This window comes from Butyrivibrio sp. AE3003, from assembly GCF_000686065.1.
GTDB classification, from domain to species: Bacteria; Bacillota; Clostridia; order Lachnospirales; family Lachnospiraceae; genus Butyrivibrio; species Butyrivibrio hungatei_A.
The window spans coordinates 668,790-692,098 of sequence record NZ_JMLX01000001.1 but is presented as its reverse complement, the minus strand read 5'-3'; the positions used below and the strand labels follow the sequence as shown (position 1 = coordinate 692,098).

At 41.6% G+C, this 23,309-nt stretch carries 18 protein-coding genes and 2 pseudogenes; 3 read left to right on the top strand and 17 right to left on the bottom strand.

What is annotated here, in order from left to right:
- Window positions 1-118: 118 nt before the first annotated feature.
- Complete coding sequence (locus tag CD00_RS17075; RefSeq protein WP_185750382.1) at window positions 119-1,405, top strand: DNA polymerase Y family protein; 1,287 nt, start codon at window positions 119-121, stop codon at window positions 1,403-1,405.
- A 58-nt stretch (window positions 1,406-1,463) separates the two neighbouring features.
- On the opposite strand, the gene CD00_RS0103360 is transcribed toward CD00_RS17075, so the two are convergent.
- The 12 genes and pseudogenes from CD00_RS0103360 to CD00_RS21325 form a co-directional block, all read right to left on the bottom strand.
- The gene (locus CD00_RS0103360; RefSeq protein WP_034462278.1) at window positions 1,464-2,375 is read right to left on the bottom strand and encodes an RluA family pseudouridine synthase; all 912 of its coding nucleotides are present in this window, start codon (window positions 2,373-2,375) and stop codon (window positions 1,464-1,466) included.
- An 86-nt stretch (window positions 2,376-2,461) separates the two neighbouring features.
- Window positions 2,462-3,853, bottom strand: a complete 1,392-nt coding sequence (locus CD00_RS0103355; RefSeq protein ID WP_026654632.1) for a PhoH family protein — start codon at window positions 3,851-3,853, stop codon at window positions 2,462-2,464.
- Between the two features lie 293 nt (window positions 3,854-4,146).
- On the bottom strand, window positions 4,147-5,790 hold the full coding sequence (locus CD00_RS0103350; RefSeq protein WP_026654631.1) for a SulP family inorganic anion transporter: 1,644 nt from the start codon (window positions 5,788-5,790) through the stop codon (window positions 4,147-4,149).
- A 209-nt stretch (window positions 5,791-5,999) separates the two neighbouring features.
- Window positions 6,000-7,874 carry a peptide ABC transporter substrate-binding protein gene (locus CD00_RS0103345; protein WP_026654630.1) on the bottom strand — a complete coding sequence of 625 codons (1,875 nt, stop codon included), beginning with the start codon at window positions 7,872-7,874 and terminating at the stop codon, window positions 6,000-6,002.
- 38 nt (window positions 7,875-7,912) lie between these two features.
- Complete coding sequence (locus tag CD00_RS0103340; protein WP_026654629.1) at window positions 7,913-8,905, bottom strand: ABC transporter ATP-binding protein; 993 nt, start codon at window positions 8,903-8,905, stop codon at window positions 7,913-7,915.
- Window positions 8,902-9,892 (bottom strand): annotated as a pseudogene (locus tag CD00_RS21330) (ABC transporter ATP-binding protein). The gene CD00_RS0103340 and the pseudogene CD00_RS21330 overlap by 4 nt, the downstream one beginning before the upstream one ends.
- Window positions 9,893-9,941: 49 nt before the next feature.
- Window positions 9,942-11,000, bottom strand: coding sequence for an ABC transporter permease (locus CD00_RS0103330; protein ID WP_026654627.1), 1,059 nt, complete (start codon window positions 10,998-11,000; stop codon window positions 9,942-9,944).
- 17 nt (window positions 11,001-11,017) lie between these two features.
- Entirely contained in the window at window positions 11,018-11,944 is a 927-nt protein-coding gene (locus CD00_RS0103325; protein ID WP_026654626.1) for an ABC transporter permease, read from the bottom strand.
- 353 nt (window positions 11,945-12,297) lie between these two features.
- Window positions 12,298-13,062, bottom strand: coding sequence for a flagellin (locus CD00_RS0103320; RefSeq protein WP_026654625.1), 765 nt, complete (start codon window positions 13,060-13,062; stop codon window positions 12,298-12,300).
- Window positions 13,063-13,505: 443 nt separating this feature from the next.
- Window positions 13,506-14,402 carry a hypothetical protein gene (locus CD00_RS19050; RefSeq protein WP_051199070.1) on the bottom strand — a complete coding sequence of 299 codons (897 nt, stop codon included), beginning with the start codon at window positions 14,400-14,402 and terminating at the stop codon, window positions 13,506-13,508.
- A gap of 95 nt (window positions 14,403-14,497) precedes the next feature.
- On the bottom strand, window positions 14,498-14,659 hold the full coding sequence (locus CD00_RS20065) for a hypothetical protein (protein WP_155840988.1): 162 nt from the start codon (window positions 14,657-14,659) through the stop codon (window positions 14,498-14,500).
- A gap of 18 nt (window positions 14,660-14,677) precedes the next feature.
- Window positions 14,678-16,256 (bottom strand): annotated as a pseudogene (locus CD00_RS21325) (helicase HerA-like domain-containing protein).
- 184 nt (window positions 16,257-16,440) lie between these two features.
- On the opposite strand from CD00_RS21325, the gene CD00_RS0103300 reads away from it, so the two are divergent.
- Complete coding sequence (locus CD00_RS0103300; protein ID WP_026654624.1) at window positions 16,441-17,706, top strand: Y-family DNA polymerase; 1,266 nt, start codon at window positions 16,441-16,443, stop codon at window positions 17,704-17,706.
- A 39-nt stretch (window positions 17,707-17,745) separates the two neighbouring features.
- Complete coding sequence (locus CD00_RS0103295) at window positions 17,746-18,090, top strand: YolD-like family protein (RefSeq protein WP_026654623.1); 345 nt, start codon at window positions 17,746-17,748, stop codon at window positions 18,088-18,090.
- Here the strand turns inward: CD00_RS0103295 and CD00_RS0103290 are convergent.
- The 5 genes from CD00_RS0103290 to CD00_RS0103270 form a co-directional block, all read right to left on the bottom strand.
- The gene (locus CD00_RS0103290; RefSeq protein WP_026654622.1) at window positions 18,087-19,451 is read right to left on the bottom strand and encodes an MATE family efflux transporter; all 1,365 of its coding nucleotides are present in this window, start codon (window positions 19,449-19,451) and stop codon (window positions 18,087-18,089) included. The genes CD00_RS0103295 and CD00_RS0103290 overlap by 4 nt on opposite strands.
- A 31-nt stretch (window positions 19,452-19,482) precedes the next feature.
- Entirely contained in the window at window positions 19,483-19,977 is a 495-nt protein-coding gene (locus tag CD00_RS0103285) for a low molecular weight protein-tyrosine-phosphatase (RefSeq protein WP_026654620.1), read from the bottom strand.
- 225 nt (window positions 19,978-20,202) lie between these two features.
- Complete coding sequence (locus CD00_RS0103280) at window positions 20,203-21,483, bottom strand: site-specific integrase (protein ID WP_026654619.1); 1,281 nt, start codon at window positions 21,481-21,483, stop codon at window positions 20,203-20,205.
- 98 nt (window positions 21,484-21,581) lie between these two features.
- Window positions 21,582-21,791, bottom strand: coding sequence for an excisionase (locus CD00_RS0103275; protein ID WP_026654618.1), 210 nt, complete (start codon window positions 21,789-21,791; stop codon window positions 21,582-21,584).
- A 511-nt stretch (window positions 21,792-22,302) separates the two neighbouring features.
- The gene (locus CD00_RS0103270; RefSeq protein ID WP_026654617.1) at window positions 22,303-23,172 is read right to left on the bottom strand and encodes a helix-turn-helix domain-containing protein; all 870 of its coding nucleotides are present in this window, start codon (window positions 23,170-23,172) and stop codon (window positions 22,303-22,305) included.
- Window positions 23,173-23,309 lie beyond the last annotated feature (137 nt).

Here is a 23,309-nt window from a genome sequence, read left to right as displayed (position 1 = left end):
TACTGGATTTATAAAATTCACATTTTACCCTGTTGATTCGAATGTATGTTCGTTGTATAGTGTTAATGTAATAAAAAAATCCGTTTTTATCTACACTTTATCGTTTAAGAGGGCATGTTTGAACAATATTTCGTACAATTATGACAATTATATATTTCACATCGATGTAAACTCAGCATTTCTCTCATGGTCAGCACTAAAAAAGCTCCGCGAGGAGCCGGGGAGCATCGATCTAAGGACTATTCCTTCTGCTGTGGGAGGCGACGTCAAGACCCGCCACGGGATTATCACCGCCAAGTCAATCCCTGCAAAGAAATACGGGATTGTCACAGGTGAGCCCGTCATTAAGGCGCTCCAGAAATGTCCTAAACTCGTCCTTGTTCAATCTGACTTTGCGACTTACAGAGAATACTCTCACGCTTTCATCGATATATTAAACAAGTATTCTCCGTGTGTTCAGCAGGTATCCGTCGATGAAGCGTATCTTGATATGACGGGAACGGAATCTGTCTACGCAGATCTTTTCTCACCAGATAAGCCCTTTCCCATCTGTGTTGCCGATAAGATAAAGAACGAGATACGAGACACTCTGGGCTTTACCGTCAATGTCGGGATTTCGAGTAATAAACTCCTTGCAAAGATGGCAAGTGACTTTACCAAGCCCGACAGGATTCACACTCTTTTCCCCGACGAGGTAGAAAAGAAAATGTGGCCGCTTCCCATAGGCGACTTATACGGATGCGGCAAAGCGACCGCCGACAGACTCATGAACATCGGAATCCGAACAATCGGAGATGCCGCAAACTCCGATCCTGTTATGTTAACTCATATACTTGGAGAAAATATCGGAAGCTATATCTATTACAGCGCAAACGGTTACGGAAGCACCGAAGTATCGGGAGAATACGAAGAGGCTAAGAGTTATTCCAATGAAACTACTCTTTCATCGGACCTTACGGCAGATAACTATGATAAAGATATTATTCCCGTTCTGAAACATTTATCCGAGAGCGTATCACGAAGGCTAAGGCGCGATGGTGTTTTTGGCCGCACCGTTACCGTATCGGTTAAGACAACAGATTTTAGGCGTCACTCCTGTCAGATGCAGCTTGAAAATTCGATTGACGATGCAGATAAACTCTTTGTTTATTCCAAAGAGCTTGCAGATAAGATGATGCTCGGAACTGACGGACTGTTTATGAAAGGCGAAAACGTAAGGCTTGTAGGCGTCGGTGTTAGTAAGCTCGACGACGGTTCCTACAGACAGCTCTCACTGTTTGATGTTTCATTTAATAGTAACAACAGCAATAATAAGAACGATGAACGAACCAAGAGACTAAATAAGATGGCTGATGAGATCAATCTTAAATTCGGAAAAGATACTATAAAGAAGGGACGCGTTTGATATTCAATATAAAAGCAGATTTATACAATTTGTTATATGTATAAATCTGCTTTTATCTTTATATTCTCATCGCCGTTTTCATATCTTCGGGAAGTTCCGCTTCGAAAGAAAGCTTTTCTCCCGTTATAGGCTGCTCAAACTCAAGGTGGCAAGCGTGTAATGCCGCCCTTGTAAGTCCTTTGTTATCTTCAATCTCTTTTCCGTAAAGATTATCTCCAAGAAGCGGGTGCCCGAGGTATGACATATGGACTCTTATCTGGTGCGTTCTTCCGGTATCGAGCTTAAGGCGTACCAATGAAAAATCATTAAACTCTTTTTCAACCTTATAATGAGTTATCGCTCTCTTACCGTCATCTCGGACTTCTCTTATCATCCTTTGGCCGGGGATTCTCTCAATCGGAGCATCTACCGTTCCTTCTTTTTCATCAAAGATTCCGTTGCACAGAGCTAAGTACTCTTTTCTGCGTGACATATTCTCATTCTTACGCGAAAGAATCGACGCACTGTGCCTGTTCTTTGCAAAAATAATAAGTCCCGACGTTTCCCTGTCGAGCCTTCCTATCACACGCATAACATGCTCCTGCCCCGTTCTTACATAGTATCCGGCAAGCGCATTGCTGAGTGAATCCTTGTAATGAGCATACGAAGGATGCACAACCTGATCTCCTTTTTTATTTAATAAGATAAGATCTTCATCCTCATAAACAACATCTACTGGCTCGTCACTCGGCACAATTTCAGAGCTATTCTCTATATCTTCATACAACCTTACTGTAAGTACGTCACCCGGCATAAGCTCTGAGATAATTCTAATCGGCATTCCCTTGCACATAACACCGTCATCAAATTGTTTGCACCTGCTGACCTCCCTGCTTGAGAGCATGAGACGCTCTCTCATAATCTCGCCCGCAGTCAGCCTTCCGTCTGCTTCTGTCACTGTATATTCGATTTCTCTGTATTCTTTACCCATAGTGGGTATTCTATTAAAAAAAAGTGCGGGTGTCAAAATCACCCGCACTGAATAATCATTATGAAGTTTTTTAATAAATAGAAACATCAGAAATCTTTCTTGTCACGCATACGCTCAATGGCATCCATTGCAAGGCGGCTACGTTCACACTCTGAAGCAGACAAAGAAATCTGCCAGCAAAAAGGGCTTCCTTTCATATGTTCACTTGCGTAAGATAAACCATTTGTCCGCTCATCGAGGAACGGTCTGTCTATCTGATTCGGATCGCCGAGAAGAATAATCTTGGTGTCCTTACCAGCTCTCGTGATGATACCTTTGGCCTGCGTAGGCGTCATATTCTGGGCTTCGTCTATTATAAGATATGTTTTCAGAATCGATCTTCCTCTTATGAAATTCAAAGCCTCACACTGAATGATGCCTCGTTCAAAGACTTCGTCCGTTTTGTCAGTCAGTTCTTTTTCATCCTTATAGCGTTCTTCCTCGTTGGAATCGATAAGCTGCTCCAGATTGTCGATTATGGGACGCATAAGGGGTGAAATCTTCTCCTGCTCGTCTCCGGGCAAAAAACCTATATCATCGTCAAACTGCGAATTTGGTCTGCACACAAGGATTCTTCTGTACTCGCCAGTTGGTCTGTTGAGCATCTTCTCGAGCCCGACTGCAAGTGAATAGAACGTCTTGGCAGTTCCCGCCATTCCTTTGACAATAACAAGCGGTGCGATCTCAGCAGGCTGCATAAGCGCCTCCTGAAGGAAATACTGACCTGCATTTCTTGGCTTAACGCCGTAGGGTTGACTCTTTTCATAATCAAGCTTTTTAATAAAGCCCTTTGAGACTCTGCCCATCTGAGTTTTGTTATTGGACTGATCCGCCCTTACAACAACAAACTCATTCTCATAGAGCTCCGGTGTAAACTGCTTTCCGTCTGCATCGCAGCAATAAACCTTATCGACCGGAATGCCCTTTTTCTTAAACTCTTTAAAAGCATCCTCTGGAGCGTACACATCTACTCGTCCGCTGTACTGCTCACCGCCTCCCGCAACCTGCTCAGTTGTAAAGTCCTCCGACCTCATATCGAGTATCTGAGCCTTTATCCTCATGAGAATGTCCTTGGTTACAAGAATTACCTGCTCTTTCCTACTTTCCGAAAGCCCCTTACATACTTTCAGAATTCGGTTGTCGGATTTGTGCTCCGACAGATCCTTGGGAAGCTCCACATCCTTGAAGTTCTTTTCAACTCTCAGAACTCCACCGTTATCGAGCTTAACCCCTGCAACAAGATCGCCTTTACCCCGAATTTGCTCGAGGATCTTGATTGCCTCTCGTACATTAGCTCCTCTCTCGCCCTCGTCACGCTTGTGGGCGTCAAGTTCTTCTAAGACTACCAGTGGAAGAACGACCTCGTTATCCTCAAAGCACTTCAAGGCGTGTGGTGCCTGAATCAAAACATTGGTGTCCAGTACGTAGATCTTCTTCATACGGAGCCCTCCCCATTATTTTATTTTTATGATACATCTTTCCATACCAAAAGCCTCTTTTATTACTCTTGGCATCCATATCACAATATAATTATACCACATCTTGTGTTTGCATTATCTTTTTTATTATAAAGCACACTATATATTGTCAATTTTATATCAATCAATAAGACTAAAACTTATAACTCCTATCCGAAATTTTCAATAAAAAAGATGTTCGGCACTTGCTTTTCGTAATCAATACCTAAGCAAAAACCAAACATCTTCTTTAGCAATACAGATTATAATATTTTTTACAGCTCTGCTGCTCTTGCAAGTGCATCATCAATGTGAGGTCTGAAATTCTCGCGTCCCACAAGATCTACGAAGCCGTCCTTTTCCATAGTGCTCATAGGCTGCTCGTTCACGTGTGAGAATACAAGAGTTACATTGTTCTTCTTGCATCTGTTGTAGAGTTCTTCAAAAGAGTGCATAGCTGTCGCATCGATAGCCGGAACACCTCTCATACGGATAACAAGAACTCTTGTGAATTCCTTAAATCCGATAGCCGCAATCTGCTCGGCATCACCGAAGAACATAGGTCCGCTTATCTCATACACACGAACGTGCTTAGGAATATCTCTAAGGCCTGTTCCGTCCGGATCATCCTCGGGATCGTAGTATTTCCATCCTTTTACCCTTGACTCTTCGCTCATTCTCTTCATGAAAAGAACACACGCTGCCACCATTCCGATCTCAATAGCAACAACAAGGTCAAATACGATCGTAAGCACAAAAGTCATTACAAGTACAAGGATATCGCTCTTGGGCGCTGTCTTACACAAATGTACGAAAGTTCTCCACTGGCACATATTATATGCAACCATGAACAGAATTGCCGCAATTGTCGGCATAGGAATAAGTGCCGCAAAAGGCATAAGAACAACAAGTACAAGAACAAGGCATATTGAGTGAATCATACCTGCAATAGGAGTTCTTCCACCGTTCTTGATATTTGCAGCGGTACGTGCGATAGCACCTGTAGCAGGGATTCCGCCGAATAAAGCAGAACCGATATTACCTACCCCCTGTGCAACAAGTTCCATGTTTGATCTGTGCTTGGAATCAATCATGCTGTCTGCAACAACACAGGACAAAAGAGATTCGATAGCTGCAAGGATCGCGATGGTAAAGCCATCTCCTGCAACTTCTCTAAGTGTCTTATAACTGAAAGCCGGAAATCTGAGTGCAGGGAGCTGTCCCTTTATCTCATAAAGATCGCCGATAGTATTAACATTCATATTAAGGAGTTTAACCATAAGAATACCGATAATAACCGCAATGAGCGATCCGGGTATCTTCTTATTTATCTTAGGCCAGACAATCTGGATAACAAGACATATTACACCGACAATAAGAGCGCTGAAATTTATCGTAGAAATATTTTTTCCGATTGCCTCAAGCTTCTCTACTGTCTCAACCGTTGTGGTTCCTGCCGGATAAGTAAGGCCCAAAAAGTCCTTGATCTGGCCGACAAAAATAGTTACAGCAATACCTGCCGTAAATCCTGTAGTGATGGTATAAGGAATAAATTTGATAAGTGATCCGAGTTTGAATACACCCATTAAAACAAGGATAACACCTGCAAATATCGTAGCAAGCGCAAGTCCTTCCATTCCCTTACTTGCAACAATTCCTGCAACTATAGTAGCAAAAGCTGCAGTAGGTCCTGCAATCTGTACTCTGCTTCCACCGAGGAACGAGATGATAAATCCCGCTACTATTGCGGTATAGAGTCCCTCTTCAGGTCCCACACCCGATGCAAGTGCAAGCGCGATTGAGAGCGGAAGTGCAATAATCGCAACAATGATTCCTGAAATCAGGTCCTGTGAGAACTGCTTGCCATTATACCCTTTAATAACGGTAAACAGCATGGGTTTTAGTCTTTCGTTTTCCATAATAATCTCCCTTGAATATAATACTTTTGAGTTCAGCAAGTACCTCGTCAAGTGCTCTGCTCAAGGGATTCTCACTAAATTCGCTATCGCTCATTAAGTGTTCACCCATGGCTCGCACTAGACTCGAAAATACCTCGTCAAGTGCTCTGCTCAAAAAAACGTCGCCCCGGAATACCGAGGCGGCGTTTCATATTATAACACGTATTCTATTACTTGTTAACTTTTGCGTGCATAAAGAACTTAAATCCAAGAGGACTTGAGTAGAATCCGCTTACACTGTCATCTACCATGTAGATATCTGTGTAGAAGTAGATAGGGCAGATGCATCCTGTTGACATAAGGAGATCTTCTGCTCTGTGCATAAGCTCATAACGAGTCTTAGTATCTGTGCACTCTTTAATATCCTTAATTACAACATCATAAGTCTCAGCCCATGTTCCGTTCTCAACCTTTGTCTCATATCCAAGGTCTGTAAGGTCAATGCTGTATGCCTTAACATCAGCGTTAGCACCCTTACCATACTGAACGTCGTTGTTACCTGATCCTGATGTCCACATATCAAGGAATGAAATAGGATCATTGTAATCACCGAGCCAACCGTGACGTGCTACATAGTAATCACCCTTTTTACGAGTCTCAACGCAAGTTGCAAACTCCTGGTTCTCGAGGTTCATTGTAATACCGATACCTGCAAGTGTAGACTGAACAGCTTCTGCAATAGCCTTGTGTCCTTCACTTGTGTTGTAGAGGTACATGATTGTAGGAACATCTGTGAACTTCTGTGTAGCTTCATCAAATGTGTAATACTTCTTAAGTGTTGTGAGAGCCTTCTCCCAGTTTGCTTCATAAGCATCTTCTTTTACATCATAGTATCCAACATAGCTGGGATCAGGACCTGCGTTCTCATAGAACTGTGATCCGTCAGCATCTGTAAGACCCATAGCAACGAATGAAGAAGCGGGAACCTGTCCACCCTTTGCTACGTCATTTACGATGTAGTTTCTGTCGATAAGAAGAGCAAATGCATTACGGATTTCTTCCTCTGCTCTTATCTTCTCAACGCCTGTAAGCTTGCTTGACTTAGGAAGGAGATTCTTGTTGATATTCCAGCAAATGAAATATGTTCCAAGCTGACCTTCTACCTTGAACTCTGTGGGATAGTTCTCTTTGAGGTTAGGGATTTCGTTTGTAGGAACATCATCGATGAACTCCCATGATCCGTTCTCAAAGTTAGCAAGCATGTTGTTCTGATCATCAGAAAGATAGAAATTAATCTCATTAATTGTTATATCAGCTGCGTCAACAAAATCATCTCTCTTAGTTACCTTGATAACTGAGTTGTGCTGCCAATCGCTGATTGTGTAAGGTCCGTTGCAGATGTATCCGCTTGGTTCTGCAGCCCAGCTCTCATTTGATACAACGTCCTCACGAACAGGCATGTATGCAGGGAAAGCAAGAAGCTCGTTCCAGTAAGGAACATCGTTCTTAAGTGTAACAACGATAGTCTTATCATCGGGTGCTTCAACTTTAAGTTTCTCATCACCCTTTGCATTGTCAGCCCACATCTCGTCGTAACCTACGATTACATCGAACATGTAGCAATAGTCAGCAGCAAGTTCTGTTCCTGCAGCACGGTTCCATGAATATACGAAATCTCCTGCTGTCAAATCCTTACCATCTGACCACTTAAGGCCATCTCTAAGCTTGTATGTGTATGTAACAGTTCCGTCGTCGTTCTTAACGCCTTCTGTAAATCCTTCTATACAATCAGGCTGAAGCTCAGCTTTTCCGTTAGCATCAGCGCCCCATTTTGCAAGGCCTGAGAAAAGATGGCTGATTACTGTTGCGCCATCAACTGTAGAGTTGATTGCCGGATCGAGTGACTGAGGCTCTGAGCCGATACAAACATTGATAATACCTGAATTTTTTTCTTCAGCAGGCTTTGCTGCTGATGTTTCCTGCGCTGCTGAATCTGCAGCTGCCTGTGATCCTGCTTCATTTGCGGCGTCAGATGATTTTCCGCAAGCAGCGAGGCTCAGTAACATGCTGGAAGCAAGAAGTACTGAGAGCAATTTCTTTTTCATAATTTTCCTCCTTCTGAATTATGAATGTAATATATCATTTAGTTGGCGTCTTCTACATGATGACACGCAACAAAGTGACCTTTGCTAACTTCCTTAAATTCAGGCATACTCTCTGCACAATCTGCTTTTGCATAAGGGCATCTGGTACGGAAAGGACATCCTGAAGGAGCATTGAGAGGACTTGGGATATCACCCGAAAGTACAATTCTCTGGTTTGCTCTTGCAATCTTAGGATCCGGAATAGGAACCGCGGAAAGAAGAGACTTACTGTATGGATGAAGCGGATGCAAGTAAATCTCATCAGCATCTGCAAGCTCAACCATCTTACCGAGGTACATAACCGCTATTCTATCGCTAATATGTCTTACAACCAAGAGGTCATGAGCGATAAACAAGTATGTAAGTCCAAGTTTATCCTGAAGCTCATCAAACATATTTATAACCTGTGCCTGGATTGAAACGTCCAGAGCTGATACAGGCTCATCGCAGACTATAAACTCAGGGTTTACGGAAAGAGATCTTGCAATACCAATTCTCTGTCTCTGTCCGCCTGAGAACTCATGCGCATATCTTGAAGCATGCTCACTGTTAAGACCTACATAGCTCATAAGCTCAAGAATACGCTCTCTTCTCTCTTCCTTTGTAGCATAAAGCTTGTGAATATCAAGAGGCTCTCCGATAATATCGGAAACAGTCATTCTGGGATTCAATGAAGAATATGGATCCTGGAATACCATTGTTGCCTTTTTTCTGAATTCCTTGATATCACTCTTTGTCTTAATTAGCTTACCGTCGTACCAGATTTCTCCGGCTGTAGGCTTATATAAGTTTAATATTGTTCTTCCTACTGTAGTCTTACCGCATCCGGACTCACCTACAAGTCCGAGTGTTTCACCCTTCTTTATTGTAAATGAAACATCATCAACAGCTTTTAAATACTTTGATTTAAAAAATCCTACATTAATATTAAAGTACTCTTTTAAATGTTTTATTTCAACGAGATTTTTTTCATTATTAATATTTTCGCTCACTGTGGTTCACCGCCTTCCATCTGCTTCTTAACATTCATCCAGCAACATGCTGCATGATCATCATTGATCTGCATACGTTCTGCTCTCTCACGAAGACAGATTTTCATAGCAGCGTCACATCTAGGTGCAAAAGGACATCCTTTAGGCATATTGAGAAGGTCGATAGGTGTACCTGTGATAGGCTCTAACTTCTTGCCTTCCTTTCCCTCTGTAGGAATTGAGCGAAGTAACCCTTTTGTATATTCATGGCGGGGATTGTAAAATATCTCATCTGCTGTACCCTGCTCACATATTGATCCTGCATACATTACAATAACTTCATCACACATCTGTGCAACAACACCAAGGTCATGTGTGATCATGATAATAGCCATTCCGAGCTCTTTCTGAAGTGACTTCATAAGATCAAGGATCTGAGCCTGAATTGTTACATCAAGAGCTGTTGTAGGCTCGTCAGCGATAAGAATGTCGGGTTCGCACGCAAGTGCCATAGCGATCATAACACGCTGTCTCATTCCGCCTGAAAAACTCATACGGATACTGATTCATTCTCTTCTCAGGTTCGTTTACATTAACGAGCTTGAGCATCTCGATAGCACGCTCTTTAGCCTGCTCTCTGTTTCTGTCAGTATGGAGAAGAATTGCCTCCATAAGCTGATGACCGATTGTATATGTAGGATTAAGTGATGTCATGGGATCCTGGAAAATAATTGAAACCTTATTTCCACGAACAGTCTTCATGACTTTCTCACCTGAACCAACAAGTTCCTGTCCGTCAAGCTTTATTGAGCCTGAAACAATTTTGCCGGCTCCTGCAAGAATCTGCATGATCGAATATGCCGTTACAGATTTTCCGGAACCTGACTCTCCTACTATTCCGAGGACTTTTCCTCTGTCTAAATAAAATGATACGCCATTAACTGCCTTAACCTCTCCGGCGTCGGTAAAAAATGAGGTATGCAGATCTTTAACTTCTAATAAACTCATCTTTTAAAATCTCCACATAATATTGTCTACTGTAAAAAACTTTGTCACATCAAGTATCAAGCTTAGGATCGAACGCATCGCGAAGTCCGTCACCGAAAAGATTGAGAGACAAAACGATGAGTGAAATAACAAGCGCAGGGAATACCAATCTGTAAGGATATGAATTGATTCCGTTAAGCGCATCTGAAGCAAGTGATCCCAATGAAGGCATGGGAGCATTTACGCCAAGTCCCAGGAATGAAAGATAACTCTCTGTAAATATCGCACTGGGAATCTGAAGTGCTGTTGATATAATTATAACCGAAAAACAGTTAGGAATGAGATGTTTTAAGATAATCCACTTTCCTTTTGCTCCGGCTGCCTGTGAAGCAAGTACATATTCCTGCTCTCTGAGAGACAAGATCTGTCCTCTGATAAGTCTTGCCATTGATACCCAGTAAAGTACACCAAAGACAAGGAACAAGCTTATGATGTTGGAACCAATCTTGGAAAACACAGTTCCATCAAGTGCTCCCTCAAGAACAACCTTAAGTACCGATGAAAGAAGGATAACCATCAGCATGTCAGGAAGTGAATAAATAATATCGACAATTCTCATGATGATAAGGTCGACTTTGCCGCCGGCATAACCTGCCACAGCTCCGATAGTCATACCTATTATAAGAACGATAATACTTGCAAAAAATCCAACAGCAAGAGAAATACGTGTTCCGTAAACTACTCTTATGAAATAGTCACGTCCCTGAGCATCTGTTCCGAAAATATGAGGAACAACGCTCTCTCCTTTTTCAATTCTCTTAAGTTCTGCCTTACCATATTCAAACGGTGCAAGATCGTTGAATGTGTTATCAACCGGCTTACCGGGAATAACTCCGAGAGCCTGATCGTATGAATAAGGCCAAAACATAGGAACGAAAATTGCTGCCAATGTAATTAATACTATTATAAAGAAACAAACAGTTGCGACCTTGTTTTTAAGAAGTCTCTTAACACTATCCTTAAAAAATGTTGATGAAGGGCGCATCTGCACCATATATTCTTTTTCTTCTTCGGTTGCAGGAATGAAATCATCCATATTAACCTGTGCGCTTAATATCTTATTATCCATGTCTGAAATATCTCCAATCATTCTAATGTAATACGAGGATCGACAATCTTATACATAATATCGCCGATAAGGTTCATTATTACGATAAGTGTAGCAAGTACGATCGTTGTTCCCATAACGAGCGGATAATCACGACCCGTGATGCTGTTTACGAAAGCTCTTCCAATTCCGGGAACAGCAAAGATCTGCTCTACTACAAGTGAACCTGTTACGATGTATGCAAGCATAGGTCCAAAATATGTGATGACTGGAATAAGCGAATTTTTCAGCGCATGTCCAAAGATTATCTTGACGCCTGAAACACCCTTGGCCTTAGCAGTTCTGATATAGTCCTGACCAAGAACTTCAAGCATTGACGATCTTGTAAGTCTTGTTATATAAGCCATCGGATAAAGCGACAACGTGATTATAGGAAGAATAAGTCCGTTCTTCTGTGCTCCGTTAGCCGGCAACCATCCAAGCTTGGTAGAAAATACAACAAGTAACAAAGATCCCATAATGAATGATGGCATTGATACAAATGCCGTTGTGATTACCATGATTATCCTGTCGATAATCTTGTTTCTTCTAAGAGCTGCTATAGCGCCAAATACAACACCAAAAGCAAGTGCAATGAATGCTGCTATAACACCAAGCTTGATAGAAGTTTTCATTCCATCAAAGATCATGTCTGTTACATAACGACCTCTGCTCTTAAGTGAAGGACCAAAATCTAATCTTGTGATATCCTTAAGATAAGTAAAATACTGTTCGCTAAGAGGCTTATCCAAACCATACTTAGCTTCCATAGCCGCCTGAACCGCCGGGGTTACGGCTTTCTCTCCCACGAAGGGGCCACCGGGAACTGCATGCATTACAAAAAATGTAACTGTTATAACCACCCATACTGTAACAACTGCAAGCAAAATCCTCTTTAGAATGTACATCAGTGTCTTTGTGTTCATAATTCTCCAACCTGTCTCTCTAATTAAATATAAATGTAAAAATTGTTATCAAGATGTTTCGTTCATAACATTAGCACTGCACCACGTTAAATCACAAAAAAAAAATACAATGACATACTTGCCCGTACGCCATTGTATCGTTCTATCACCTTGATATACACGTATTTATGTAAATAATACGTGCAAGCAAAAATTATGATAAATAAATACAAAACTTATGTCAAGTAGATTGATTAAATTCGCTCAAAAGTATATGAAAGTGATTAATATATATCAATCATCTGTGACAAAAAAAACATCTGTCCGCAATACACGGACAGATTTAACGTTTTTGTATTTATGTAAACCTGAAATCATGCGAAAAGCATCATAGATTTGCGCTCTTCGTCATCCTGCTGCTTCTTCTGAAGCGTTGTCTTGTAAGCATCCAGCGCCTGCTTTGTCTTAAGCTGCTGGTAAGCATCCACGCTGTTTTTCTCCTCTTTGTCCATCTGGAAACCATCAAGTTCCAACGCAGCATGAGAATTATATGAAAGAGAATACTCAACTCCGTTTGTCTTAGCTCCTGCTCCGGTTCTTGAATCCGAAAGCTTATCAAGAGCCTTGTCCACATCTTTAAGGTCAAAATCCTTGGTAACATCAAAGTCCTTTATACCAAGGGATTCAAGTGTCATATTGTAGCCTGATATAGTCTCGGATGATCCGTTTGCATCAGATGCAACCGTCATATCCTTAGCTGTTCCGTCTAATAGTTTCTTCTCGTTGTACGTGGTATTGTTTGCAATATCTTCAATACCTTTTTTGTACTGATCGATCTGATCCTGAATGGATTTCTTGTCACTGTCCGACATCGTTCCGTTCATTGCCTTTACAGACAATTCCCTGATCGACTGTAGATACCCGGTAACTTCTCCCATAGCGCCGTCTTCGACCTTAAGTGCCGATCTGGCTGATGTGAGATTCTCAGAACCCGCTTCGAGTCCACCCACCTGCTGTTTGGTTCTCTCCTGCATTGCAAGTTCTGACGCCCCTTGAGCAGCCCTGACATAGGTTCCGCCATTAGCAATAACAGAGTATGGCGAATAACCCGATCCGCTGACAGATGATACGCTACTCATATAAACCTCCTTTTATAAGTGCAAAAAAACAATTTCCTGAACATATAGTAGCATTATCGTAAAAAAAAATCTATACAATTTCGATGACAAATTCGTAAAAATGAAACAGAATTACCGAAATTTCCAATCAAAATTGAAATAATGATTTCAAAAAAGGTAAAAACCCCGATGGATACTGGCTTAGAAATTTTTTCAAAAAAAGTCGGATTTTTTCACTTTTTGAACACAATTTTAGTATATAGTTATTATTAAGTTAGTGATGTAAGTTTGCTCTAATCTGTAGAGCTAATCACTATCTCCCCCTCATAAGAAAATCGCAGGCACTCACGTCCCCCCGTGGGTGTTTTTGCGTGTTAGGGATATTTTTTATACAAATTAAAAAATTAAGCTTGCGACCGGTTAAATAAACCGCCGCAAGCTCTTTTTCTTTTTACTGATCATTATTACTTGTCGCCATATTTTTCATAAAGGTCTTTGAACTCGTTCATCTCTTCCGGTGAAAAATTCTTTGCCGCATATTCAACGAGTCCTGCCTGATCATTCTTATTCACGTATTCCATGACATCTGTCATAGTTTCGGCGTCCATGTGCTCCGCAACTATCTCGCTCACCTTCTCTTTATCTTCTTCAGACATTGATTCCAGTGCTTCTTTTACCTTGGGATTCTTTCCCGCAATTTTCTCAACATTGTCATACATGATCTCAACTGCCTTATCTGCTGCCGCTTTCTTGGCCTTCTTAACAAGCTTCGGAAGTGCAACCTTGATAAACATCATCAAAACAAGGCAAACAACCATCAGTGTAAAGATAAACTTTCCGAAAACAAATCTGTTTCTGTCTCTCGGAATGTAAGTGTTTTTCTTTCCTCTTCCCATATCTTCTTTATTCCTGTCTATATCCCTGTAGCGATCGATATCTCCGACTTCTTTTCTATAGCTGCCGCGATTTCTGTACATATCAGGATCTTCATCATCATAACGGTCTCTGTCATAATCATCATCCCTGTAACGATCCCTGCCATCGCCATCGTAGTCGTCTCTGTAGCCGTCTCCGTCTCTATAGTCGTCGCGATAGTCATCTCTGTAATCGTCTCTGTCCCTATAGTCATCCCTGTCTCTATAGTCGTCGCGGTAATCATCTCTGTAGCCGTCGTCTCTATAGTCATCACGGTAGTCATCTCTGTATCTGTCATCATCGCGATATCTGTCGCTGAAATCATCGCTGTATTCATTGAATTCATCTTCATATCGCTCTATTTCTCTATATTCATCGCCTCCTCCGTATCCGTCCCGGTCTCTGGGGATATGCGCATCTCTTCTGTTTAGATTATTTCCTGACATTTTTATTTTACTCCAATACTTATTTAATAATACGTTATATATCTTTTAGAGTTCTGACACAATTTGGCAACAGTTGGGCTGTATCATAAAAACTGTCAGAAGAACATACCTTCTGAACCCCCAACAATACTTTTTTTCATACACGGGTTGCCGGTTTCCCCACCAGCAACCCCTCCTCCCAAAAACAATGCGTCTTTCGGATTCGAAGGCGCTTTTTTATTTGATAGGAAATCCCTATCAAATAAAAAGCTCTCCATTTGTGTGAGTTCTCTAAATTATGACTTAAATAATGTTGATAAAATCCCTCTTCCGAGGCTGGCACCAAGGTTTCCGCCGAGAGTCTTTCCGAATTTTCCGAACTTTCCTCCGACAGTCTTGCCAACTTCTCTTCCGACCGTTCCAACTACTGAATTTCCTATTGTCTTAGCCGTCTGTTTTCTCTTTCTTTCAGCAGCGGCTTCTTCTTTTTCTTTCTTCTTTGCTGCAGCAGCGTCCTCTTTTTCTTTTGCCTTAGCTGCTTCAGCTTCAGCCTTTAACTTGGCAGCTTCTTCCGCATCGGCGATTCCCTTACGCTGAAGAATTTCATACGCAGAATCAGTTTCACTGGGCTCATAGTACTTATCATACAACTTGCTAGCCTTAATTTCTTTTTCCCTGACCGAAGCATCGATTCCGCCAAACTTACTCTGCGGAGGAAGAATCTTAACCCTCTCGCATACGGTAGGCGTTCCGTCCTCTGCAAGGAATGAACATATCGCTTCTCCCGTTCCGAGCTCCTGGATAACATCCTCAGTCTTAAACTCCGGATTCTCCCTGAACGAGTCGGCTGCTGCCTTCACCGCCTTCATATCGGCAGGCGTGTATGCGTGAAGCGCATGTTGTATCTTATTTCCAAGCTGTGCAAGAACACCATCCGGAATATCCCTCGGACTCTGCGTCACGAAATAGATACCGACCCCCTTGGATCGAATTAGCTTAACCACCTGCTCAATCTTATCCACCAAAAGCTTTGGCGTATCCGTAAACAGAAGATGTGCCTCGTCAAAAAAAGAACACCATCTTGGGCTTATCAAGGTCACCAACTTCAGGAAGCGTCTCAAAAAGTTCCGAAATCATCCACAGAAGGAATGTCGCATACAAAGTGCCGTTGTTTATAAGGCTTGTGCTGTCCAGAATGTTGATCATTCCTTTGCCGTCGCTTCCTGTCGTGAACCAGTCCCTTATATTAAGTGCGGGTTCGAAAAAGAACTTGTCGCCCCCTGCAATCTCAAGCGATACCACCGCTCTTACGATAGCAGCCACGGAAACCTTACTGATATTGCCGTAGTCAGCCGCAAACTCCTTGTTATTATCGGAGATGTAGTTGAGCATTGCCTTTAAGTCCTTGGTATCGATAAGCAGAAGGTTGTTGTCATCCGCAATCTTAAATGCAATCGAGAGAATATCTCTCTGAAGGTCGTTAAGCCCCAATATTCTGGCCAAAAGAAGTGGTCCCATCTCCGAGATTGTCGTCCTAAGCGGTATTCCTTTTTCACCAAAAACATCCCAAAATGTCGCAGGATACTTCTGATATTTAAAGCCCGCTTCAGCAAGTCCGAATTTTTGGATTCTCTTTTGCATATCTTCAGAATCCGCGCCCTCGCACACCATTCCGGAAAGGTCGCCCTTAACATCTGCAAGAAATACGGGAACTCCCATGTCACTGAATGATTCCGCCAAAACTTTAAGCGTTACCGTTTTTCCCGTTCCCGTAGCACCGGCTACAAGTCCGTGCCTGTTAGCCATCTTGGGCAAAAGAAATACATTTTTTCCGTCTTCTGTGTTGGCGATCCAAATCTTTCCGTCTTTTAACATAGTCCCCTCCTCTTACATATTCAATTAATAGCAATTGGCCATTTTGGTTATTATAACACGATGGCACCTCAAGTCCAAATCCCTATTTCAAGCCTTCGGCTTCATGTTAATAAACAGAGCGGTATATCGTTTTTAATCTGATACATCGCTTGACACAAGAACGTTTGTTCTATATTATTATCTCATGGTAGGAAAAGAAAGAACTTACATCTGCATAGATCTCAAATCTTTCTACGCATCGGTTGAATGCGCGGAGAGAGGCCTTGATGTTATGACAACCCGCCTTGTTGTGGCAGATCCCGAGCGCTCCGACAAGACAATATGCCTTGCCGTATCACCGGCCATGAAAGCCCTCGGCGTCCACAACAGATGCCGTGTATTTGAGATACCCAAAAATATCGACTACATCATGGCCGTTCCCAGAATGCAGAAATACCTCGATTACTCCGCCGAAGTATACGCAATCTACCTTAAGTACATTTCCAAGGACGATATTCACGTCTACTCCGTCGACGAAGCGTTCATGGATGTCACGGAATACCTGAATCTCTACCATATGACCGCCAAGCAGCTCGGACGGCAGATAATGGATGACATAGACAAGAACTTAAAAATCCGCGCCACCTGCGGAATCGGAAGTAACCTCTTTCTGGCCAAGATAGCTCTTGATATCACAGCCAAACACTCCCCCGATTTTATCGGAGAACTTGATGAAAAGAGCTTTCGTGAGACCTTGTGGGATCACAGACCGCTCACTGACTTCTGGCGCATCGGAAAAGGTATTGCAAACCGCCTTGCCACATACGGAATGCTCACAATGAGAGACATTGCAAACGGCGATGAGAATCTTCTCTACAAACTTTTTGGCGTAAATGCCGAACTCCTTATAGACCACGCGTGGGGGCGCGAGCCGGTCACGATAAGCGACATCAGAGCCTACAGCTCTTCTTCCCATTCCCTCAGCCAGGGACAAGTCCTTATGAGCGATTACAGCTATGAAAAAGGACTTATCATAGCAAAAGAGATGATGGATGTGATGTGTCTTGATATGGTCGACAAAGGACTTATCAGTAAATCTTTTTCCCTTATGGTCGGATATGCCAAAGGAACGCCGATTCCTTCAGCGAAAGGCACATTTTCACTCGATACCGAGACCAATGCTTCAATGCTTCTGATTCCCGGAATCGCCGACCTCTACAAACAGATTGTCAATCCGCTGTATCTTGTCCGCAGAATGTACGTCGTTGCAAACAACGTCGTTCCCGAAGAATATACTCAGTACTCCTTCTTCGTATCTCCCGCCGACCTCGAACGAGACAGACGCATGCAGAAGGCAGTTCTTGAGATAAAGAATAAATTCGGTAAAAACGCGATATTAAAGGGGCTCAACTTTGAAGAAGGCGCCACAACCAGGGACAGGAACAATCAGATTGGTGGCCACAAAGCGTAAGCTGAGGATTGAATCAAGTTTTCATCAGAGGATATATAAATGAGGCAAAAAATGTCCATGGATAAAAGAGCCGCTCAGTTCCTGCCTTTTCAGGCTGTTAAGGGACTTGATGAAGCTCTTTTGGCAAAAGAAAAAATAAAAGTACCAAAAATCGAGCTCTCCGACGAAATGGCCGAAGAACTCGATAAGAAAATGCACAACATCAAAAAGGGGTTAATTTTAACATGTGTCTACTTTAATAAAGGTGAATATCTTCAAGTAACAGGTATGGTCGCCCGCTTTGATGAGGTAGCAAGAACACTTCAGATTGTAAATACTAAGATAAAATTTGATGATATTCTTGATATTGAATTTGAAGAAAACAGCCCTCGTTATATGCCCTAGTCCACGCCACGACTCACCACGGATTTTCCAAGCCATTTCTTCTTATACCAATAGTACATAACAATCAGGCCTCTGATACATTCATCTGTTGCCGTTCCTATGAAGATTCCGGCAACGCCCAGCCCAAGCACGACTCCGACCGTATATCCTACAGTAAGACCAAGTCCCCAGTTACACAGAACTCCGGCTATAAACGGGAATATATAAGCTCCCGCCGCTTTTAGACTGCTGACAAATGTCATATTAAGGCAACGTCCCGTCTCAACAAATATGTCTACGATCATTATCGTCCTGCCAAGAGCGATTATATTGAGGTTATCCGTAAATATACGCAACGTATATCCGCAAAGAATCGCATTGATACATGCCAGTGCTATCGTAATCGGCATAGAAGTCTTAAGCGTTTTGAACACTCTTCTATATGCCTCTTCAGTCTTTCCCGCGCCTACCAGATGCCCGGTGATTATCTGCGTTGACATCGCAGAGGCATTCGAGAAGATCATCGCAAAGGAGATAAGCGTATTGCAATATGCCCTTGCATTAACCGCATCATTTCCCATCGCATTAATAAAGGAAAGAAGTGTTGTCTGATAAAGATTGTATGTAAGGTTCTCACCCGCAGAAGGAAGGCCTATCCTTATCATTTTAATAAGCAGTTTCATCGGAAACGGTATCAGATAACGAAGGGAAATCCTTCCTGTTTTTGTCACATAGAAGAAAACAATAAGCGCTATCACAGATAAAAGCCTTGCCACCACTGTAGATATCGCCACACCGGCAACGCCCATATTCAAAAACTTAAACGGTCCGTACAGGAAGCAATAATTTCCGACAATGTTGACGATATTTATGCCAAACGTAACCCACATGCCTATCTTGGTATATCCGTTACAACGCAAAATCTGGAGCATAACATTGGACACTGCCATCAGAAAACCTGCGCCTCCGACAATATAGATATATGTCATCGAGAACGGACGCATCTCGGGCGACACATGAAGAAAATCCATAATAAACGGATTTGCGGCACAAAACACCGCACTGAGCCCGATCCCCAATACCAGATTTACAACAATCGAAAGCGTATATATCATGTTCATCCGGTCATACATCTTAGCACCGAGATACTGCGCAACAACTACACTTGTAGCCGTTGCAATGATGTTGAAAAGAATGATCATCATAAACATGATAGTGTTTGCGTTGCCCACCGCTCCGACAGCGTATTCATTGTAATGACTCAGCATAACAGTATCGACGTTGTGAAGCATTGTATTCAGCAAGAGCTCCAAGAACATGGGGCCCGCCAATACCAGAAGCGGTGTTTTTTCATCTATAACTGTATTTCCTGCTTTTTTCATCGAGCATCCTCTTCCATGTAAGCGATAATTTTTATGTTGTTGCTCCTATAACTTTGGAAATAAGACCGTTGCAACCATCAACAACGTCGTTCCATGTAGCATCAAAATTACCCGTATACCAGGGGTCTGCCACATCAGCGCTTCTTCCCGCAAAATCCAGCATCTTGTACACTTTGTTTTCAGGATCTCCGCCATATATCCTCTGCATATTTCTCATATTGGCGCTATCCATACCTATTATATAGTCGAACTTCTCATAGTCGCCGCGCACAGTCTGCCTGGCTCTCTTCTCACTAACACCAAGCTCATTATCAGAAGTTCCTATTCCATGCTCTCTAAGCTTAGCTCTCGCCGGCGGATACACGGGATTACCAACTCCGTGCCAGATCTCCTCTGTGCTTGTCGCTGCGGATTCGATGTAGAACTCATCTTCCAACCCGCGCTTCTTCACCATATCTTTTAATACAAACTCTGCCATAGGAGAACGGCATATGTTGCCGTGGCAGACGAATAAGATCCTCGTCATTGCGTAAAATCCTCTATTTATGCGGCTTCCCGCGTTTTCTAAAAATTTTTTTGTGGCAAAAAAAGGCATATTGGGGCATATTTTTGCCTGCAAAAGGTGCAAATTAGGTGCAAAATCGAAAAATTTGCACCTTCAGTATTCATGCGGCTTGCGGGGCATATTTTTGCCAAAAACAAACATATTTTCCCCCGCAAAAAGGTGCAAAAATTATAAGAATTTGCGGCATCATTCATTTGACACCTTCTTTTTTCTATACCCTTTAAAGGTTTTAACTTTAGCAGTATTTTTCTTTGAACCAATGGCTTTTCTGCTTTCCTCAGAGATACGCTCGAACTCCTCAATAGCATCTTCATATCCAAGATGCGTATAAGTATTAAGCGTAACGCCTATATCAGAATGTCCCATTATGTATTGGAGTGTCTTTGGATTCATTCTTGCCGAAGCCATACGACTACAAAAAGTATGTCTACACACATGAGGTGTCACCTTAGGCATCTGCACCTTATAAATTCTGTTGTACTTATCAACTATATGTTTAAAGTACTTCTCCCAGTGCATTGCTACCATAGGATGCTCATCCTTATCAAGAAAAAGAAATCCCACATAGCCATCTACCATAGGCTCGATTTTAGGAACCTTTCGTTTTGCTATGATGCGCCTGAAACACTCCGCGACTTCTTCCGTCATCGGAATCAATCGTCCTCCGGATTTAGTCTTCGTATCTCCGATGTTTAAACCTATACCATTATTTCTCTGGAGCTGATGGTCTACATTGATCCTCATATTGTCAAAATCAATATCATCAAATGTCAGTCCTACAAATTCCGATATGCGAAGCCCTGTATTAAACAGAATATAGATTCCATCATAATATCTGCGATAATGAGAATCTTCCTTTATAAACTTAAGGAACTTTCTTTCGTCATCGCGCGATATCGCTTCACGGGTAACACTGTCATTGTAGATTACCGTACCAAGATTAAAATCAAACGGATTCTTTTTGACAAAATCATTATCCACCGCCAACTGAAATGCAGGACGAAGAACTCCTCTGATACTATGAATCGAACTGTATCCTCTTCCATTTTTCTGAAGCTGAACAAGCCAAGTCTGCGCATGCAAAGTCTTGACCTTGTCGATTCTCTGAGTTCCGAAAACATCCTTTTTCAAAAGATTCATCACAGTCTTATATCCGGTTTTTGTACTTGGACGTACACCATTTTTCAATGTGACATACTTCTCCACTAAATCTGATACTGTAAGTTTTCCTCCTTCCGGAATAATCTGGCTGATCAAATCCGCTGATATTTTCTTCTCAAGCTCTCTAAGAGCCGGCTCAGGCTTTCTTCCTTCAGGCATCGGATCGTTAACATCAAGTCTCCATGATCTAACATATTTTGCCTCACCAAAAGCATCTAAATATTTATATCTATAGCGACCGGTGTTTTCCTGTGTCTCACCGTATCTTAAGATTCGACCGCGATTATCTCGTCTCTTTTTACTCATATATTGGTCTCCTTCCTACTTAGAAAGGCTCCAATATGGCATCACCATGATACCATAATCAGAGCCTTTGCGCCATTGAGGACAGGTAATTATGTCATTCATATGCAGGTAGCAACATCTATATATTCCTCAAATTTTTTCCTTTTTATCTGTCTCCGATTTCCAACCGTGATAATAAAATCGGCAGTCGGGTCAAATGAGATTATTCGCCTTATCCGCTTCTGCCCGATTCCAAAATATTCTGCTGCCTCTCTGATTGAAAGAGTATATTTTTCGCAAAGAGGCACTTCTCTTATTAGCTCATCCATCTTCAAATCCTCCCTGCACTCTCATTACAAAAATTATTGTGTCCATCATTTTGCTCCTCCTTTCATAAACGTATGTCTTAGATACATTTATGATATCTCTTGCAGCTTTTCTAAAACGTCGACATTTGCGACATCCGTTCGATATTTAAGAAAGACGATTTTCAAGGCAATGCAAAAATAAAAAAATCTGAATCTCTCATTTTCATCAGATTCAGATTTTTTGAAAAAGTATTCTATATGTTTTTTTGAAAAATAACTACCATCAAGTCAGATCAAAATACACTTATTAAGCGTTAGCGCCGTTCCGAATTTTTCGGAAAAAGGGGTTTGGGGTGTTACACCTCCAACAAGCGTCAAAGCATTTGTCTGTCAAATGCACTGCTTGCCACTTTTTTAATAGCCCTCGTAGGGATTCTTCAGAAGCGGCGGTGCGAGGATTATTCTTTTTTTACTTTCACCAGTTCTGTAATCCAATACTAGGTAAGTGCTGACATTCATAAATGTATTCTGTTCACTCAGTAAGCTCATCTTGATCATGAAATATCTCAAAAGGGCTACTCATATTCAAATTCTGATGAGAGTTTCTCTTTTCTTTTATCTGCATTCGTAGAAGTTCAACTGCATTTTCAAGCCTTTTCCATGCATATTGATGTATTACCATTTCAACTTTCAATGGAAAAAGAACGTTTGTCTCATCTTCAAATGATACTTTAGAAGCATCTATTTGCACATAATCATCAAACAACTTGCTGTTTCTAAAGTTTTCTTCCATAAATTCTTTTGTCAAATAACCGGAAATAGTCTTGGGCTGATCCATACATAACATATAAAGTGCATAGATTACAGCGAGATTCGAAAACGCCTCTTCTGATTTATGTCCATTTATTGTTACAGTATGTTTCCCACTCTCAAACAACAGATTGATCATTCCAAGGAAAAGCATCGCCGATTCTTTTTTCATATGAATCAGTTCAGAATCATCATGTGAATCACCTTCTACTAATGCCACCTCATCAAAACAATAACCATCCGTACTGATATTCTTAGCTATACGCCATTCATGCAATTGTTTTATAGCATTGTCACTAAGACCAGTATAATTACCAATATATTTTCTGTCATAGTTAGAATAATCTTTTTCTTTTCCTATAAGGTAGTCAGCGCTTATATCGCACTTATCACATATTCTAAGAAACATTTCCAAATCAATTGATTTTTGAGCGCCCTTCTCAACCTTATTCATTTTCTTCTTTATTGCTTCCTCTGAGGAAGTGCTCTCCGGAAATAAAAATTGATAAAACTCAGTTTGAGTCATGCCCTTCTTCTTACGGATATTACGAATATTCTTTCCAAAGCCAATAGAGTGACTATTTGATTCCATTTTTACTCCTTCCATTTTTAATAATTGGATTGTTTTAGGGAATTGAATAGGGATGTAAATAATAATACTATACTCTCAAAGAGCTGTAAATAAAGACTCAATACATTCCTATAGCAATACTAGGTAACATCTCCAAA